The sequence below is a fragment of the Vibrio rubrogenes genome, from assembly GCF_059641415.1.
Genome location: NZ_JCARSY010000001.1, coordinates 374,812 through 390,506 on the forward strand (window position 1 = coordinate 374,812; position 15,695 = coordinate 390,506).

At 44.4% G+C, this 15,695-nt stretch carries 18 protein-coding genes and 1 other RNA gene; 7 read left to right on the forward strand and 12 right to left on the reverse strand.

Going from position 1 to position 15,695, the window contains the following annotated elements; all coding sequences use genetic code 11:
• Positions 1-162: 162 nt before the first annotated feature.
• Positions 163-556, reverse strand: an RNA gene (gene rnpB, locus AC55NX_RS01745) — RNase P RNA component class A.
• A 93-nt stretch (positions 557-649) separates the two neighbouring features.
• Positions 650-1,513, reverse strand: a complete 864-nt coding sequence (rsmI, locus tag AC55NX_RS01750; protein WP_496994174.1) for a 16S rRNA (cytidine(1402)-2'-O)-methyltransferase — start codon at positions 1,511-1,513, stop codon at positions 650-652.
• A 61-nt stretch (positions 1,514-1,574) separates the two neighbouring features.
• Here rsmI and AC55NX_RS01755 point away from each other — a divergent pair, with 61 nt between their 5' ends.
• Genes AC55NX_RS01755 through AC55NX_RS01770 form a run of 4 tightly spaced genes read left to right on the forward strand, consistent with a single transcriptional unit; the run spans position 1,575 to position 4,920 of the window.
• On the forward strand, positions 1,575-3,383 hold the full coding sequence (locus AC55NX_RS01755) for a penicillin-binding protein activator (protein ID WP_496994175.1): 1,809 nt from the start codon (positions 1,575-1,577) through the stop codon (positions 3,381-3,383).
• Positions 3,370-3,738 (forward strand): YraN family protein, encoded by a 369-nt coding sequence (locus AC55NX_RS01760; RefSeq protein WP_496994176.1) that lies wholly within the window; start codon positions 3,370-3,372, stop codon positions 3,736-3,738. The genes AC55NX_RS01755 and AC55NX_RS01760 overlap by 14 nt, the downstream gene beginning before the upstream one ends.
• A 3-nt stretch (positions 3,739-3,741) precedes the next feature.
• Positions 3,742-4,332: a phosphoheptose isomerase gene (locus AC55NX_RS01765; RefSeq protein ID WP_038183172.1), complete on the forward strand. Its 591-nt coding sequence runs from the start codon at positions 3,742-3,744 to the stop codon at positions 4,330-4,332.
• A 3-nt stretch (positions 4,333-4,335) separates the two neighbouring features.
• Positions 4,336-4,920: a BON domain-containing protein gene (locus AC55NX_RS01770; RefSeq protein WP_496994177.1), complete on the forward strand. Its 585-nt coding sequence runs from the start codon at positions 4,336-4,338 to the stop codon at positions 4,918-4,920.
• Between the two features lie 108 nt (positions 4,921-5,028).
• Here AC55NX_RS01770 and sspB read toward each other — a convergent pair whose 3' ends face one another.
• From sspB to zapE, 5 genes are all read right to left on the reverse strand, one after another.
• Positions 5,029-5,487 carry a ClpXP protease specificity-enhancing factor gene (gene sspB / locus AC55NX_RS01775; RefSeq protein ID WP_496994251.1) on the reverse strand — a complete coding sequence of 153 codons (459 nt, stop codon included), beginning with the start codon at positions 5,485-5,487 and terminating at the stop codon, positions 5,029-5,031.
• 30 nt (positions 5,488-5,517) lie between these two features.
• Positions 5,518-6,153: a stringent starvation protein SspA gene (gene sspA, locus AC55NX_RS01780; protein ID WP_496994178.1), complete on the reverse strand. Its 636-nt coding sequence runs from the start codon at positions 6,151-6,153 to the stop codon at positions 5,518-5,520.
• Positions 6,154-6,538: 385 nt separating this feature from the next.
• Entirely contained in the window at positions 6,539-6,931 is a 393-nt protein-coding gene (gene rpsI / locus AC55NX_RS01785; RefSeq protein ID WP_038183163.1) for a 30S ribosomal protein S9, read from the reverse strand.
• A 15-nt stretch (positions 6,932-6,946) separates the two neighbouring features.
• Positions 6,947-7,375 (reverse strand): 50S ribosomal protein L13, encoded by a 429-nt coding sequence (rplM, locus tag AC55NX_RS01790; protein WP_038183160.1) that lies wholly within the window; start codon positions 7,373-7,375, stop codon positions 6,947-6,949.
• Positions 7,376-7,603: 228 nt separating this feature from the next.
• On the reverse strand, positions 7,604-8,707 hold the full coding sequence (gene zapE, locus AC55NX_RS01795) for a cell division protein ZapE (RefSeq protein WP_496994252.1): 1,104 nt from the start codon (positions 8,705-8,707) through the stop codon (positions 7,604-7,606).
• A gap of 150 nt (positions 8,708-8,857) precedes the next feature.
• Between zapE and zapG the strand changes: the two genes are divergently transcribed.
• The 3 genes from zapG (at position 8,858) to degS (ending at position 11,957) form a co-directional block, all read left to right on the forward strand.
• On the forward strand, positions 8,858-9,298 hold the full coding sequence (zapG, locus tag AC55NX_RS01800) for a Z-ring associated protein ZapG (RefSeq protein ID WP_496994179.1): 441 nt from the start codon (positions 8,858-8,860) through the stop codon (positions 9,296-9,298).
• Positions 9,299-9,415: 117 nt separating this feature from the next.
• Positions 9,416-10,783 carry a DegQ family serine endoprotease gene (locus tag AC55NX_RS01805; protein ID WP_496994180.1) on the forward strand — a complete coding sequence of 456 codons (1,368 nt, stop codon included), beginning with the start codon at positions 9,416-9,418 and terminating at the stop codon, positions 10,781-10,783.
• Between the two features lie 109 nt (positions 10,784-10,892).
• A complete protein-coding gene (gene degS / locus AC55NX_RS01810; RefSeq protein WP_496994181.1) occupies positions 10,893-11,957 on the forward strand; it encodes an outer membrane-stress sensor serine endopeptidase DegS in 1,065 nt (354 codons plus the stop codon).
• Between the two features lie 95 nt (positions 11,958-12,052).
• Here degS and rplS read toward each other — a convergent pair whose 3' ends face one another.
• The 5 genes from rplS to ffh form a co-directional block, all read right to left on the reverse strand.
• On the reverse strand, positions 12,053-12,406 hold the full coding sequence (gene rplS, locus AC55NX_RS01815; RefSeq protein WP_496994182.1) for a 50S ribosomal protein L19: 354 nt from the start codon (positions 12,404-12,406) through the stop codon (positions 12,053-12,055).
• Positions 12,407-12,448: 42 nt separating this feature from the next.
• On the reverse strand, positions 12,449-13,192 hold the full coding sequence (trmD, locus tag AC55NX_RS01820) for a tRNA (guanosine(37)-N1)-methyltransferase TrmD (RefSeq protein WP_496994253.1): 744 nt from the start codon (positions 13,190-13,192) through the stop codon (positions 12,449-12,451).
• 25 nt (positions 13,193-13,217) lie between these two features.
• Entirely contained in the window at positions 13,218-13,766 is a 549-nt protein-coding gene (rimM, locus tag AC55NX_RS01825; RefSeq protein ID WP_496994183.1) for a ribosome maturation factor RimM, read from the reverse strand.
• Between the two features lie 28 nt (positions 13,767-13,794).
• Entirely contained in the window at positions 13,795-14,043 is a 249-nt protein-coding gene (gene rpsP / locus AC55NX_RS01830) for a 30S ribosomal protein S16 (RefSeq protein WP_059121562.1), read from the reverse strand.
• Positions 14,044-14,220: 177 nt separating this feature from the next.
• The gene (ffh, locus tag AC55NX_RS01835) at positions 14,221-15,591 is read right to left on the reverse strand and encodes a signal recognition particle protein (RefSeq protein WP_496994184.1); all 1,371 of its coding nucleotides are present in this window, start codon (positions 15,589-15,591) and stop codon (positions 14,221-14,223) included.
• Between the last annotated feature and the right edge of the window lie 104 nt (positions 15,592-15,695).

The window sequence follows — 15,695 nt, forward strand, 5'->3', positions numbered from 1 at the left end:
TCAACCTGCCCAGGACATATGGTAGTAGAATGCCAGAAACACCGCTACTACCTTCCTGAATACCAGACGTGATATTGCGCCAAGTTTAAACGATCTGGGACAGATAACGTCAATATAAAGCAAAAAACCCATCATGACTGAATATCATGATGGGTCAAGAATAGCCGGAGTTAACCTATAAGCCGGGTTCTGTTCCGTTTTGCAACGGTAGTAGCCATTCCTCTAGGCCAGCAATCGCTCACTGGCTCAAGCAACCTACCCGCTCCCAGACGCGAGCCACGCCATATGAGAGCCTATTTGGTCTTGCTCCGGGTGGAGTTTACCTTGCTACGAACTGTTGCCAGTCGCACGGTGCGCTCTTACCGCACCCTTTCACCCTTACCTGACCACAAGGGTCATCGGCGGTCTTCTCTCTGCTGCACTTGTCGTAGGCTTTCGCCCCCCAGGCGTTACCTGGCACCCTGCTCTATGGAGCCCGGACTTTCCTCCCCTTTATCAGTCTCCCCCGGTCAAAACCAAGGGACATCAATAAAGCAGCGACTACCCAGTCAACTCCGAGCGCGAATTGTATAGAGAAAGGGGAACGCTGTCTACCGGTGAAAAAGCGACTGGTTGTTTTTCCATCCGCTGTCAAAGCAATTCAAGCACATCAATCCAGATGGTCAAGTCCCCACTTATAAAGTGCATTTTTCTTCAGGTGATACATTTCAGCCACTAGCCCCGCCGCTTTTTTCAAAGGAAGCTCCTGAACGAGGATTTTAAGCATTCGAACAGCGTCCTCAGAAAATTCATCTGACTCAGAACGCCGATACCCATGAATAAGTAACACCATTTCACCCTTGCGACGGTTTTCATCGGCCATCACCCACGGGATCAGTTCTCCCAACGGCAATCCCTGAATCGTCTCAAAGGTTTTCGTCAATTCTCTTGCCAGAACGACTTCTCGCTCAGGGCCGAGCACTTCCTGTAAATCGTGGAGTGATTCAATGATGCGATGAGTGGATTCATAGAAAATACAAGTCCGTTCATCATGGGCGATATCTGCTATCTTATCTTTACGAGCTTTTGTTTTCGGGGGAAGGAAACCTTCAAAACTAAATCGATCCGATGGTAAACCGGAAGCACTTAATGCCGCGATGACCGCACAAGCTCCGGGCAGAGGAACGACTTTTACACCCGCCTGACGACAAAGTTTCACAAGATGATATCCTGGATCGCTGATTAATGGTGTTCCGGCATCAGACACTAAAGCAATCGACTGTCCGGATAGCAGTTTATCAACCAACACTGAAGCTTTCTCCTGCTCATTATGATCATGGAGAGAAAACGTTTTAGTTTGAATATTCAGGTGAGATAAAAGCTTCCCGGTGTGGCGCGTATCCTCAGCAGCAATCATGTCGACCTGAGAAAGAACATCAATGGCTCTTTGCGTTATATCGCCTAAATTACCAATTGGCGTAGGAACAATGTATAGTGTTGGCGCTTGCTCCTGCAACGTTTTATGATTAGTCATTTGTTTATCATCACTTCAAAGATTATTATAGAGACAATTTTACCGGAATAATGTACAGCTCATGGCTCAGAAAAAGCATAACAGACTCAATGTAGCACGCCTAATCGCTCAGATTACATTCACCATTCTTCTTGCGGCATGTGCTTCCAATTCAACAGACTCGAACCGTGTCGATATTACTCAAAGTCCGACACTCAGTTCTCAGGACTATCTCATGAGAGCCGACAGCAATGAAGGGTCAATACAAAACGACTGGCTGATCATGGCGCTTAAAGCTGCGGTGAAAGAGAATCAAGTCGCCCAAGCGAATCTGCTGTTATTCCGACTCACTAAACAAAATCTGACTGAAACGCAGCAAGCGGAATGGCAACTTGCCCGGGCCAGACTGTTTTTGAATAATAATCAGAATGAAGCAGCACTCGAACGACTGGTTTTTAAGCCGTGGTGGAAACTGCCTGATGCTCAATGGCTAGCATTCTATCAGACTAAAGCTGATATTTTTATAAGTCTTGAAAAATGGTTTGATGCCGCTCGGGCTCTAGTTGAGGTTTATGACCTGAGCCCACAAAACATTCAGCCCAAAGTTGCCCGTCAGATCTGGCAAAATCTTTCTCACTATTCTGCAATAGAGATTACAGAGTTAAATGTTTCATCAGATGAAGATGAATTAGCCGGTTGGCTGCAACTCGCTATTTATATGAAAACACTGGATGGTGATCTCTCCCAACTCAAAAATACACTCGAAAAATGGTTAGCAGAAAATAGCCATCACCCGGCAGCAATTCATATGCCCGGGGGTGTCAAAGCGGTTCTGGCCATGAAAATTTCAACGCCGAAAAGAACAGCTTTACTCCTGCCACTGAGTGGTAAATTTTCTCAGCAGGCTCAATTGATCCGTGATGGATTTATGTTTGCAATGATGAATGACCGGGACAGAGACGCAGATATGACGCTGAATGTGATCGATACCAACGAACAATCATTTTCAGACACTTTGAATCAGTTGATGCAAGAACATATCGACTTCGTCGTCGGTCCGCTAATCAAAGAAGATATCACCCAGCTACAACAGATAGAAAAGCAAAAGAAACATCAAATCCCGATGCTGGCCTTAAATATTCCCGAAAATATCAGCTCAAATTCATCCGCATGTTACTTTGCCCTGTCTCCTGAACAAGAGGCCAGCCAAGCAGCAAAACATTTGTTCCGCTTGGGATACCAGTATCCGATGATCCTTGTGCCTCAAGGAAGTTACGGAGAAAGAGTGGCAGAAGCCTTCCAACAAGAGTGGAAAAAATATAGTAAGCACCCGCTTACGATTAGTATGTTTGGCGATAAACGTCATTTACAGCAAAATATCAATGCGGTCTTTGGCCTACAGGACAGTCAAAAAAATATTGCTCAAATGGAATCATTACTCGATATGAAGCTGGAAAGTCAGCCTCGTAGCAGACGCGATATCGATACCGTCTATATTGTTGCCAATAGCGCGGAGCTCACACTCCTCAAGCCATTCATCGAAGTTGCGATTAATCCGGATACAACGCAGCCGAAACTGTTTTCAAGTTCTCGGAGTAATAGTAGCAATCAGTATGAAGATCTCACGGGAGTCACATTTAGTGATATTCCGTTACTGCTCAAGCCTCAGGCTGCGACCAAAGAACAAATGGAAGACTTGTGGCCTAAAGATTCCAATGCTGAAAAAAGACTGAAAGCGATGGGGATGGATGCGTACACTTTAATGACATCGCTCCCGCAAATGAAAGCGGTCGAGGGATATCAAGTTGAGGGGCAAACAGGCACACTCAGTATTGATAAGCAGTGTATCGTTCAGCAAGAATTAACTTGGGGAGAGTATGGCTCGCTCTAGCCATCGAGAGATCGGTGCTCACTATGAACAAGCAGCGTCGGCTTTTTTAGTGGCGCGTGGCTTACAGTTGATCACTCAGAACTTTTCATGTCGCACGGGTGAAATTGATCTCATTATGCATGATCAACAAACGACTGTATTTGTTGAAGTTAAATATAGAAAGAATCGATACTTCGGTCATGCGGCTGAAGCCGTCACACCGACAAAAGCAAAAAAATTAATTCAGACCGCTCAGTTCTGGTTATTAAAACAAGGTTTGTCACCTTATGACACCGATTTTCGTTTCGATGTGGTTGCCATTCATCAAGATGGTCGTCACATCGATTGGTTCCAAAATGCAATAACACAGGGATAGTCGATGCTCGAAAGCATTAAAGCTAGTTTTACTGAAAGTATCCAAATTCAGATTGCTGCCGCTGAAGCATTACCAGATGCTATTACACATGCAGCACAGGCCATGGTTGCCAGTTTGCTTAATGGTAACAAAATCCTTTGTTGTGGGAATGGGGGGTCATCAGCAAACGCTCAACAGTTTGCGTCTTGCCTGCTCAACCGTTTCGAAACTGAACGCCCTAGTCTGCCGGCTATGGCTCTGACGGCAGACAATACGACGATGACTGCCGTCGCCAATGATTACCATTACCAAGAAATTTTTTCCAAACAAGTACGAGCCTTTGGACAAGCAAACGACATCTTGCTGGCAATTTCAACCAGTGGTAATAGTAAAAATATTATCAAAGCCATGGAAGCGGCAGTAACCCGAGACATGACTATCATTGCCCTGACCGGAAAAGATGGTGGTGAAATGGCTGGTTTACTGGGAGAAAACGATGTAGAAATTCGCATTCCTTCTCTCCGGACGGCCCGTATTCATGAAGTCCATATGGTCACATTGCACTGTCTCTGTGACCTGATTGATCAAGTTTTATTTCCGCCCCATGAAGAGTAAATCATGAAAAACTTAACCATTCTGATTACGTTATCTCTTGCTGTCATGTTATCCGGATGTGTTGGGTTGTTTATTGCCGGTGCAGCAACGACAGCCGATATCGTTACGGATCCACGAACCACTCAGGAAATCTGGGATGACAATTACATTGAAGCCGAAATAACCGGCTTGATCAGAAAGCCACCTTATCGCGGCAAGACCCGAATCATATCGAACTCTTTTCGAGGCGTCGTTGTATTGATGGGTCAATCTCAAGATGACAATCTGTTGGAATCATTGGAAAAAGACGTCCGACAAATTAAGGGCGTCAAAGATGTTCATGATCAGGTTAGAATTCGTCAGCCTTTAAGTACATCGGACATCAGCCAAGACAGTTGGATCACAACCAAGGTTAAATCTTCACTGTTAACGGATAATCAACTGAACGGTGTTAAGATTAAAGTGATTACTGAAGATAAAGAGGTATTCTTATTCGGCTATGTCACACCTGAACATGGTAACCATGCAGCAGAAGTCGCACGTAATATCTCCGGTGTGAAACGCGTGATTAAAGCATTCCAATATGCGCCCAGTCAGAAGAAGCAATAAATAATAGACGGTGGGCAAAAATGTATCACCGCCGTTATGATTCCCAAAAAAAAGCAGCTTAAGCTGCTTTTTTATTCCGAATTTTTGACTAAATCTCAACCAGACTATCTATTTTACTACTCTCAGACTCGGTTTTCCGCGAGGACGAGGAGGCTCATCATCAGGAGAGACAGAGTCGTCAGCATCGGTAGTCTCTACGACATCAATACTTTGCTGCTCTTCCTGCTCTTGAGCCTGTTCAAGTTGCTGAATATATGAGTCTTCCGGTTCAAACATCGTTCCTGCACCATTTTCACGCGCATAAATGGCTTGAACAGCGAAAATAGGAACAATAACGGAATGAGGACGCCCGCCAAAACGAGCGCTAAACATAATTGCATCGTTGCCTAACTCTAGATTCCCGACAGCTCTTGGGGCAATGTTCAGAATAATCTGCCCGTCCTGAATGAATTCTACAGGCACCCGAACACCAGGAAGTGTTGCGTCAACAACCAGATGAGGTGTCAGATCGTTCTCTAATAACCAGTCATAAAAGGCCCGAAGCATATACGGGCGCCGAGGCGTCATATTATCCATGAGTTATACATCCTACCCGAATTAACGAGATAAACGCATCTCACGCTCAGTTTCAGTCAAAGAAGCCAAGAATGAATCTCGTTCAAAAACACGGTTCATATATACTTTTAACTCTTTTGAACCCGGACCAATAAGATCGATTCCCAATACAGGTAAACGCCATAATAACGGGGCAAGGTAACAATCCACCAGACTAAATTCTTCACTCATGAAATATTCAAATTCAGCAAACACTGGTGCTAATGTCAGTAAATCATTTTGTAACTTACTTCTTGCTGTCTCAGCTTCGCTAACAGAACCATTTATAATTTTATCAGCGAGTGAATACCAGTTCCGCTCAATACGATAAACCATTAAACGGCTATTACCGCGTGCTACAGGATAAACTGGCATCAGTGGTGGATGAGGAAAACGCTCATCCAAATATTCCATAATAATTTTTGAGTCATAGAGTGCAAGTTCACGATCGACAAGGGTCGGTACTGATTTATATGGATTTAACTCGATCAGTTCCGCAGGTAAGTTTGATTCATCAACTAACTCTACCTCAACACTTACACCTTTCTCAGCCAGAACAATTCTCACCTGATGACTATACATATCTGAGGTACTTGAAAATAAAGTCATCACAGAACGTTTATTGGCAGCAACAGCCATGGAACCCTCCAGCACACAATAATAATAAAAACAATGGAGGCAAGCCTCCATTGATAATTCAAAACCCTGACAAACAGCACGGTATAGTAGCATAATTAGTGCACATCACGCCAACACTCTTTCTTCAGAGAACAAAGAATCACCTAATGAAACTTCTTTAGAAGATAATATGCTATGCGCCAGGCTCAGTACTGTAATGACCATCGATTGTAGTCTAGCCCCCAAAAATTCATCTCTTGAGAAGCAACTTAAACACATGACACCTACAGTTTTACATATGGGTTCAATGCATAAGTCTGCCAAACGAACGGCTCGATCATCCATAAACAACAAGTATAAAAAAACCCGGCATATTGCCGGGTTTTCGAAACCACATAAAACGTAATTAACGTTTTGAGAACTGTGGACGACGACGTGCTTTACGTAGACCAACTTTCTTACGTTCAACGCGACGAGCGTCACGAGTAACGTAGCCAGCTGCGCGTAGAGCAGGACGTAGAGACTCATCGTATTCCATCAGAGCACGAGTGATACCGTGACGAATAGCACCAGCCTGACCTGAAATACCGCCACCTTTAACAGTGATGTACAGATCAAGTTTGTCAGTCATCTCAACCAACTCAAGCGGTTGTTGAACAACCATACGAGCTGTAGGACGACCAAAGTACTCATCAAGGCTACGCTTGTTGATTACGATGTTACCGCTGCCTGGTTTAATAAAAACACGTGCAGCTGAGCTTTTGCGACGGCCAGTGCCGTAGTATTGATTCTCTGCCATTTCCGAAATCCCCAATTAGATGTCTAGTACTTTTGGTTGTTGAGCAGCATGGTTGTGCTCAGCGCCAGCGTAAACTTTCAGTTTACGGTACATAGCACGGCCTAGAGGACCACGTGGAAGCATACCTTTAACCGCTAGCTCGATAACCATCTCTGGTTTGTGGTCGATCAGCTTATCAAAAGTGATAGACTTGATGCCACCAGGAAACTCAGAGTGACGATAATAAGTCTTAGCTGCAGATTTATTACCTGTTACAGTCACTTTCTCAGCGTTAACAACGATGATGTAATCACCAGTATCAACGTGAGGCGTATATTCAGCTTTATGCTTGCCACGTAAGCGAGATGCAATTTCACTTGCTAGACGACCAAGAGTTTTACCCTCTGCGTCCACAACATACCAGTCGCGTTTTACAGTTTCTGGTTTAGCAACGAAAGTTTTCATGCTAATAATAACCCGTTATTTAAAATTTACACTTAAGGAGCAATCGCTCCCACTGTCTAGAGCCCAGTCATCACCCCTTCGAGTGGTTGGCACTCTCGGTCTGAATAAAAAAACAGACCTACAGTAACGGTGGGTCGCAGGATTATAGAGAAGTGAGAAAAAAAAATCATCTTTTTTCTGACAAAAATTTATTTTTTAACTCAATCAATTTAGAAGCTTGTAAAGCGATTATGACAAGTGCTCTTTCAGCAAATATTCACGACTTTGCATTTCAATCAGACGAGAGCGACAACGCTGAAATTCAAATGTTAATTGCCCACCTTGATACAAGGTATCCAATGCAACTTCTGCTGAAATGATTAATTTAACGTGACGCTCATAAAATTCGTCAACGAGGGCAATAAAGCGCCGGGTTGCATCATCCAGCGTTGCATTCATCTGCTTCACATCAGCCAATAAAACAGTATGGTACAAACGAGACAATTCAATGTAATCATTCTGGCTTCTCATACTCTGACACAGCTGTGCAAATGTCGCGAACAACACCCCATTTCCTGCTTTTAGTATCGGTACCTGTCGATGGTTGACTTCAATACTTGTCGTGATATCAGACTCATGGGTGATGAGTTGACGATAGTAGCTCTCCAAACTGGCTCTTGATTGTTCATCATTCGGGAAATGATAAATTTCTGCCTGTTCGAGTGTCCTCAGCCGATAGTCAACGCCACTATCCACATTCATCACCAGACAATGCTCTTTAATTAACTCGATAGCCGGGAGAAAGCGTGCCCGTTGTAAGCCGTTGCGATATAAATCGTCCGGGGGAATGTTCGAGGTAGCAACCAAAATCATATTCCGAGCGAAAAGTGCCTGAAAAAGTGTGCCCAAAATCATGGCATCGGTAATATCCGAGACAAAAAACTCGTCGAAACAGATGATTTCAGTTTCAGCGCTAAACTTATCAGCAACAATTTCGAGTGGGTCATTGACATGATGGAGTCGCTTCAGCTCTTCATGAACCCGATACATAAAGCGATGAAAATGTACTCTCATCCTTCTCTGAGTGGGGAGTGCATCATAAAAAGTATCCATCAGGTAAGTTTTCCCTCTCCCGACGCCACCCCAGAAATATACCCCTTTGGGAGGGGCTGGGCTCTGAACTTTTTTTCTGAGCAGACGAGCCAATAAAGAATCTCGTTCAACCGGCCTTTCCAGATAGGCGAGGAATCGATGATAAAGATCCTCTAAAGCATCAACTGCCATTAACTGAGCTTCATCTTTCTGAAAATTGTTGTCTTTCAAATCCTGATCGTAACGTTGCCTAGGTGTCATAAATATCGAGTAAAATAAGAAGAGAGGAAAGTGTGCAGCGCAACACATGCTTTTTGCTTTATCAGCTAAGGAAGTCATAGTACCATGTCCTTTGAGCATGTGTAACCTTTTGGTAAAAAACATGTTAAATAACAACAATAAGGAGCGGTTATGCCTTGGATCTATACCATCATAGGTTTGCTGATTGGATGTGTCGTCGGTGTCGTGATCACTCGCCTGACAACCCCCCAATATAAAAACCAGAAGTCCGTACAGAAAGACTTGGATAATGCGAAGTTTGAGCTGGAGCAACAACGGCAAGAACTGATGGATCATTTTGCCCAAACCGCAGAGATGCTGGACACAATCGGCAAAGATTATACCAAACTCTATCAACATTTAGCGAAAACGTCTTCAGAGCTAATTCCGAATCTTCCTGAGCAAGATAATCCATTTATCAAAACGATCGTCAAGCACCAAGAGGTTGAATCGCAAGAATCTCCAGACAGCCTGCCGCCCAAAGACTACGCGTTAGGTGCTTCAGGTCAGCTAAGAAATGAAGAAAAGCCGATCATCCACTCAAAAGATATTATCAACGCACAAGCAAATTAAAATTTTTTGTGAACTTTGCTAAGGTTTTTGAGTCTTAAAACACACTGACGCTGTTGAAAATTTTATATCAAGATATCAAATAGTTACAACAGGTGATTTCCAAAGAGGAGTTTTAAGATGAAAAAACCTTTGCTTGCATTAGCAACCCTATCATTATGCATGAGTTCGATCATCACCCCGCTACCAGCAGCGGCAGCTCTGCCTATCGCCGTTAACGGAGAACAATTACCAAGTCTGGCACCAATGCTTGAGCATGTGACACCGGCAGTCGTTTCTATCGCTGTTGAAGGAACACAAGTATCCCATCAACGCCTTCCAGAACAATTCCGTTTCTTCTTCGGCCCGAACTTTCCAACCGAACAGCTTGAGGAACGTCCTTTTAAAGCACTTGGTTCCGGGGTCATTATTAATGCAGACAAAGGATATGTCGTAACCAATTACCATGTCATTAACGGTGCCGACAAAATCCGAGTAAAACTCTACGATGGTCGTGAATATAAAGCCGAACTCGTCGGTGGCGACAAAATGTCAGATATCGCGCTCATTAAATTGGATAAAGCGAAAAACCTTACTCAAATCAAACTATCCGATTCAGACAAAATCCGAGTTGGTGATTTTGCAGTCGCGATTGGTAATCCATTCGGTCTGGGACAGACCGTTACTTCCGGCATTATCTCTGCTTTAGGCCGAAGTGGACTGAATATTGAAAACTTCGAGAACTTCATCCAGACCGATGCAGCAATCAATAGCGGTAACTCGGGTGGTGCACTGGTGAACCTAAAAGGTGAACTGATCGGGATTAACACCGCAATACTTGGTCCGAATGGCGGTAATGTGGGCATCGGTTTTGCGATTCCAGCCAACATGATGAAAAACCTAACGGATCAGATCCTCGAATACGGTGAAGTCAAACGTGGAATGCTTGGTGTTCAGGGTGGAGAAGTCACTTCTGAGCTGGCACAAGCAATGGGCTATGAATCAAGCAAAGGTGCTTTTGTTAGCCAAGTCGTCCCGGACAGTGCAGCGGATAAAGCTGGGTTAAAAGCTGGTGACATCATTGTCTCCGTCAATGGTAAAGATATTGATTCTTTCTCTGAACTCCGTGCAAAAGTGGCGACACTAGGTGCGGGTAAGAAAGTGAAACTGGGTATCCTCAGAGATGGAAAAGAGCAAACATTCGATGTCACGCTAGGTAAACAGAGTGAGACCAAAACTCAGGCGAAAGCTCTGTATGAGGGACTATCTGGCGCCGAACTGTCTAACACAACTTCAAGCGACCCAATTCAAGGGGTCAAAGTGACCCATGTCGAAAAAGGTTCTCCTGCTGAAGGCTATCAGCTACAAGAGGGAGACATCATTATTGGCCTGAACAGACAGCGTGTAAAAAATATCGCTGAGTTGAGAAAAATTCTGGAGAAATCACCAAGTATTCTTGCTCTGAATATTCAACGTAATGATCGGACCATCTACCTCGTTATCCGTTAATTCATTCATTATTGGGCCTTTCTGATGAAAGGCCCATTTTCTATTGATTCAGAGAGTGCTATTCTTTCCACCCTATATACATGTTTATAATGGTTCTGTGGATTGAAATATGATAGCTAACTTACTTCGTTCTGTTGGAATTGGATTAGTGACCGCGCTGATCGTCATTATTTCTGTTCCTTCTTTGAGAAGCCATATTTTCCCACCGGCAAAGAATCCACAACCAACCAATATCAACTCGCTGCAAATTACCTTCAATCAAGCAGTGCGTAGAGCGGCACCAGCGGTAGTTAACATTTATAGCCGCAAATATGCTGCCAATGACCGCTCAAAGTTATCAACACAAGGGCTGGGTTCTGGCGTTATTGTCAGTGAAAAAGGGTACATTATTACCAATTACCACGTCATTGCTCAGGCCGACCAAGTGATCGTTGCGCTTCAGGACGGTCGGGTTGCAGCAGCACAACTGGTCGGTAAAGATCGCCGTTCGGATATTGCTGTACTTAGAATTGAAGACTCAAACCTTCCGGTCATTCCCCAGAACCCGAACTACTCGCCTCAAGTCGGTGATGTCGTCCTCGCGATAGGTAACCCCTATAATCTAGGCCAAACCACCACCTTCGGAATCATTTCAGCAACCGGGAGATCGTCCATCAGTATTGATGGTCGGCAGGCATTTATTCAGACTGACGCCGCAATCAACGAAGGCAACTCTGGTGGTGCTTTAGTAAATACCCAAGGTGAGCTTGTCGGTATCAATACCGCTTCATTCCAGCAAGCAACCGATCTGGAAACCTACGGTATATCTTTTGCTATTCCCTATAAGCTTGCCAATAAGATTATGGAAAAAATCATTGCCGACGGGCGGGTGATTCGAGGATATATAGGGATTGACGGGCAAGATATCAGTTCGGTTGCATCTCGGCTTCTCGGCAATGAACATATCGGCGGGATTATTGTTCTCGGTGTCGATCCGAATGGTCCGGCAGCCTCAGCAGGATTTAAACCACAAGACATCATCATAAAAATTGATGGCAAAAAAATTAACGGACGTCAAAGCGTCATGGATTTAGTGACCGATCTGCGCCCGGGGACAACCATTCATGTCGATGTTATCAGGAAAGGCAAGGAAATCACCATTCCGGTCACTGTCGTTGAAGATACTCGGGATTAATTCAATCATCTTTCATATCCCTCGCGTTATAAAAGAAGACATAAAAAACGGAGCCAGATGGCTCCGTTTTTTGAGAACGCATGTCTGAGACAGCATTACTTCTTCGCAAGTTTCTCTTTAATACGAGCAGACTTACCAGAGCGTTCGCGTAGATAGTACAACTTGGCACGACGTACTGCACCACGACGCTTAACTTCAATACTGTCAACAGCTGGAGAGTGTGTTTGGAACGTACGCTCAACACCTTCACCGTTAGAAATTTTACGAACGGTAAATGCTGAGTGAAGACCACGGTTACGAACAGCGATTACAACACCTTCAAATGCCTGTAAACGCTCACGCTCACCTTCTTTTACCTTTACTTGCACAACGACAGTGTCGCCAGGTGCAAACTTAGGTAGGTCTTGTTTCATTTGCTCTTCTTCAAGAGCTTTGATGATATTACTCATTGTTAATTTTCCTAGAATAAACTGATACTCAATTAATTGAAGTTACTTAGCTTGATATTCTTGAATGAATTCAACTAGTAACTGTTCCTGTTCGTCAGTCAGAGCTAGGTTTTCCAGGAGCTCCGGTCTTCTTAGCCAAGTACGGCCTAACGACTGTTTCAGTCGCCAACGACGAATGTCACGATGATTTCCCGATTTCAATACGGTAGGAATTTCTTTCCCATCCAATACTTCCGGGCGCGTATAATGTGGACAATCCAGCAATCCATTAGCAAAAGAATCTTCTTCTGCTGATGCAAAATCCCCAAGAACACCGGGGACAAACCGAGCAGCTGCATCAATCATAGTCATTGCCGGCAATTCACCGCCTGTCATGACAAAGTCTCCGACAGACCACTCTTCATCGACTTCAGACTCAATAATACGCTCATCGACGCCTTCGTACCGGCCACAAATCAAAATTAAGTTTTCATTTGCTGCCAGTTCTTCAACCCCACATTGGTCGAGTTTTCGTCCCTGTGGAGAAAGGTATATCACTTTCGTCTTTCCGGGAGCTGATGCTTTGGCTGCGTGGATGGCATCACGCAAAGGCTGTACCATCATGAGCATACCAGGCCCACCCCCATAGGGTTTATCGTCAACTGTACGATGTCTATCATGAGTAAAGTCTCTCGGATTCCAGACTTCAACTGATAGCAACCCTTTTTTTACCGCTTGACCTGTGACCCCATAATCAGTCACAGAACGAAACATTTCAGGAAAAAGGCTAATAACGCCAACCCACATCATTTTCTCGCTCTGTACCGTGGAATCAGAATCCAGGATCCCAGTCAACTTCGATCCGTTGAGCGGAGCGATCAATATTTTTAATCACTTGCTCTTCAAGGAACGGAATTAAACGTTCCTTTTGTCCAAAAGCATCTTTTAGATTCGCTTTCACAACCAAAACATCGTTTGAGCCGGTTTCCATGAGGTCAACGACCTCGCCCAGATGGTAGCCACCTGTGGTGATCACCTGCATCCCAAATAATTCTCGCCAGTAGAACTCATCTTCTGACAGTTCAGGCAGTGAAGCAGAGTCAACTGAAATTTCAAAATTGGTTAAAAGATGGGAGTCTTCACGAAGATCCAATCCTTCAAGCTTAACCACCATCCCTTTGTTATGGCGTTTCCAGCTTTCAATTTTGTATTCAATCCACTCTCCCTTACGGTTGATATACCAAGGGCTATAATCAAAAATACTTTCCGGATTGTCTGTGAAGGAAAAAACCTTAAGCCAACCGCGAATGCCGTAAGTTGATCCAAACTTACCAACAACTATTTTACTTTTCGGTTCACTCATTGTGCCTTGACCTTCCATCGACGTTTACTAGTCATCTACAGATAGATTAAGCCGCTTTTTGAGCGTCTTTTACTAGTTTTGCTACACGATCAGACAGAGATGCACCTTGTCCAACCCAGTGGTTTACTCGATCCAGATCAAGGCGAAGACCTTCTTCCTGACCAGATGCTGTAGGGTTAAAGAAACCTACTTTCTCGATGAAACGACCAGTAGCAGCATTGCGGCTGTCCGCAACTACAATTTGATAAAATGGACGCTTTTTAGCGCCGTGACGTGCCAAACGAATGGTTACCATATCGTCCTCTTTGCTTGCTTATATAATAAAATTAACCCCAAGAACTGTTTTTCAGAACAGTCGATTGGGGTCTCGTGCCAATTTAAAGCCCCCGAATTTTACTCTTATTGCGAGCTATTGCAAGGGCTTTAGCTATTTTTTAGCCATTGTGAATGAACATACACACAACGATAGTATTTACCGTCCGAATGGGTTAAAGCCACCGCCTCCCATCATGCCTTGCATGTTTCTCATCATGCCTTTCATGCCGCCTTTCTGCATTTTTTTCATCATTTTCTGCATTTGCGTAAACTGTTTCAGTAATCGATTCACATCCTGAACCTGAGTCCCGGAACCAGCAGCGATTCTTTTCTTCCGAGAACCCTTAATCACATCCGGGTTCTGACGCTCTTTCATCGTCATAGAGCTGATAATCGCTTCCATCTGTTTGAACATGCGATCATCAACTTTATCTTTGATGCCTTCTTTCATGTTTGCCATTCCGGGAAGTTTATCCAGCATTCCCATCATGCCACCCATATTTTGCATCTGCCCTAGTTGCTCACGGAAGTCTTCCAAATCGAAGCCTTTTTTCTCTTTAAACTTTTGAGCAAGTTTCTGAGCTTTTTCCTGATCAACGTTACGTTGTAAATCTTCAATGAGAGAAAGAACATCCCCCATCCCCAAAATACGCGACGCGACTCGGTCAGGATGGAAAGGTTCTAAAGCATCCGTTTTTTCTCCGACACCCAAAAACTTGATTGGCTTTCCAGTCACATGACGAACAGATAGCGCCGCACCACCACGCGCGTCACCATCAACTTTGGTTAAGATCACCCCCGTCAGAGGCAATGCATCACCAAAAGCCTTCGCGGTATTTGCAGCATCCTGCCCCGTCATCGCATCGACAACAAACAGCGTCTCAACAGGATTAACCGCCCGATGAAGCTCCTGAATTTCAGACATCATCAGTTCATCAATAGCCAGGCGCCCTGCCGTATCGACGATTAAGACGTCGTAAAACTTTTTCCGCGCCTGATCAATGGCGGCTAAAGCAATATCAATCGGTTTCTGATCAGCGCTTGAAGGGAAGAAGTCAACGCCAATATCACTTGCCAGTGTTTCCAATTGTTTGATTGCGGCAGGACGATAAACGTCTGCGGAAACAACTAAGACTTTTTTCTTATCCCGCTCTTTCAGTAATTTTGACAGCTTACCGACACTGGTTGTTTTACCTGCCCCCTGTAAGCCCGCCATCAAGACGACTGCCGGTGGTTGAGCGGCAAGGTTCAGCGCTTCATTCGAGGCCCCCATCACCGCTTCAAGTTCAGCTTGTACAATCTTGATGAACTCCTGCCCCGGAGTGAGTGATTTGGAAACTTCGACGCCGACGGCACCTTCTTTGACCCGACTGACAAATTCACGGATAACAGGAAGTGCGACATCAGCCTCAAGCAGAGCCATCCGCACTTCTCTCAGGGTTTCTTTGATGTTTTCTTCGGTCAAACGACCTTTACCACTGATATTTTTCAGCGTCTTGGACAAACGATCAGTTAGATTCTCAAACATACTGCATCTCTTCGCGGTGCTGTGAATTTCTATAATTGGGTCCGAGTATACCTTAGCCAAAGCAGATAGTCATATCTGTTCAGCCATCGATATCACTTCTCTGG

Bases quoted from the DNA above. Each gene is read 5' to 3' on its own strand.
- rsmI (WP_496994174.1), bottom strand. From the start codon at position 1,513: ATGACTAATCATAAAACGTTGCAGGAGCAAGCGCCAACACTATACATT.
- AC55NX_RS01755 (WP_496994175.1), top strand. From the start codon at position 1,575: ATGGCTCAGAAAAAGCATAACAGACTCAATGTAGCACGCCTAATCGCT.
- AC55NX_RS01760 (WP_496994176.1), top strand. From the start codon at position 3,370: ATGGCTCGCTCTAGCCATCGAGAGATCGGTGCTCACTATGAACAAGCA.
- AC55NX_RS01765 (WP_038183172.1), top strand. From the start codon at position 3,742: ATGCTCGAAAGCATTAAAGCTAGTTTTACTGAAAGTATCCAAATTCAG.
- AC55NX_RS01770 (WP_496994177.1), top strand. From the start codon at position 4,336: ATGAAAAACTTAACCATTCTGATTACGTTATCTCTTGCTGTCATGTTA.
- sspB (WP_496994251.1), bottom strand. From the start codon at position 5,487: ATGACGCCTCGGCGCCCGTATATGCTTCGGGCCTTTTATGACTGGTTA.
- sspA (WP_496994178.1), bottom strand. From the start codon at position 6,153: ATGGCTGTTGCTGCCAATAAACGTTCTGTGATGACTTTATTTTCAAGT.
- rpsI (WP_038183163.1), bottom strand. From the start codon at position 6,931: ATGGCAGAGAATCAATACTACGGCACTGGCCGTCGCAAAAGCTCAGCT.
- rplM (WP_038183160.1), bottom strand. From the start codon at position 7,375: ATGAAAACTTTCGTTGCTAAACCAGAAACTGTAAAACGCGACTGGTAT.
- zapE (WP_496994252.1), bottom strand. From the start codon at position 8,707: ATGACACCTAGGCAACGTTACGATCAGGATTTGAAAGACAACAATTTT.
- zapG (WP_496994179.1), top strand. From the start codon at position 8,858: ATGCCTTGGATCTATACCATCATAGGTTTGCTGATTGGATGTGTCGTC.
- AC55NX_RS01805 (WP_496994180.1), top strand. From the start codon at position 9,416: ATGAAAAAACCTTTGCTTGCATTAGCAACCCTATCATTATGCATGAGT.
- degS (WP_496994181.1), top strand. From the start codon at position 10,893: ATGATAGCTAACTTACTTCGTTCTGTTGGAATTGGATTAGTGACCGCG.
- rplS (WP_496994182.1), bottom strand. From the start codon at position 12,406: ATGAGTAATATCATCAAAGCTCTTGAAGAAGAGCAAATGAAACAAGAC.
- trmD (WP_496994253.1), bottom strand. From the start codon at position 13,192: ATGTGGGTTGGCGTTATTAGCCTTTTTCCTGAAATGTTTCGTTCTGTG.
- rimM (WP_496994183.1), bottom strand. From the start codon at position 13,766: ATGGAAGGTCAAGGCACAATGAGTGAACCGAAAAGTAAAATAGTTGTT.
- rpsP (WP_059121562.1), bottom strand. From the start codon at position 14,043: ATGGTAACCATTCGTTTGGCACGTCACGGCGCTAAAAAGCGTCCATTT.
- ffh (WP_496994184.1), bottom strand. From the start codon at position 15,591: ATGTTTGAGAATCTAACTGATCGTTTGTCCAAGACGCTGAAAAATATC.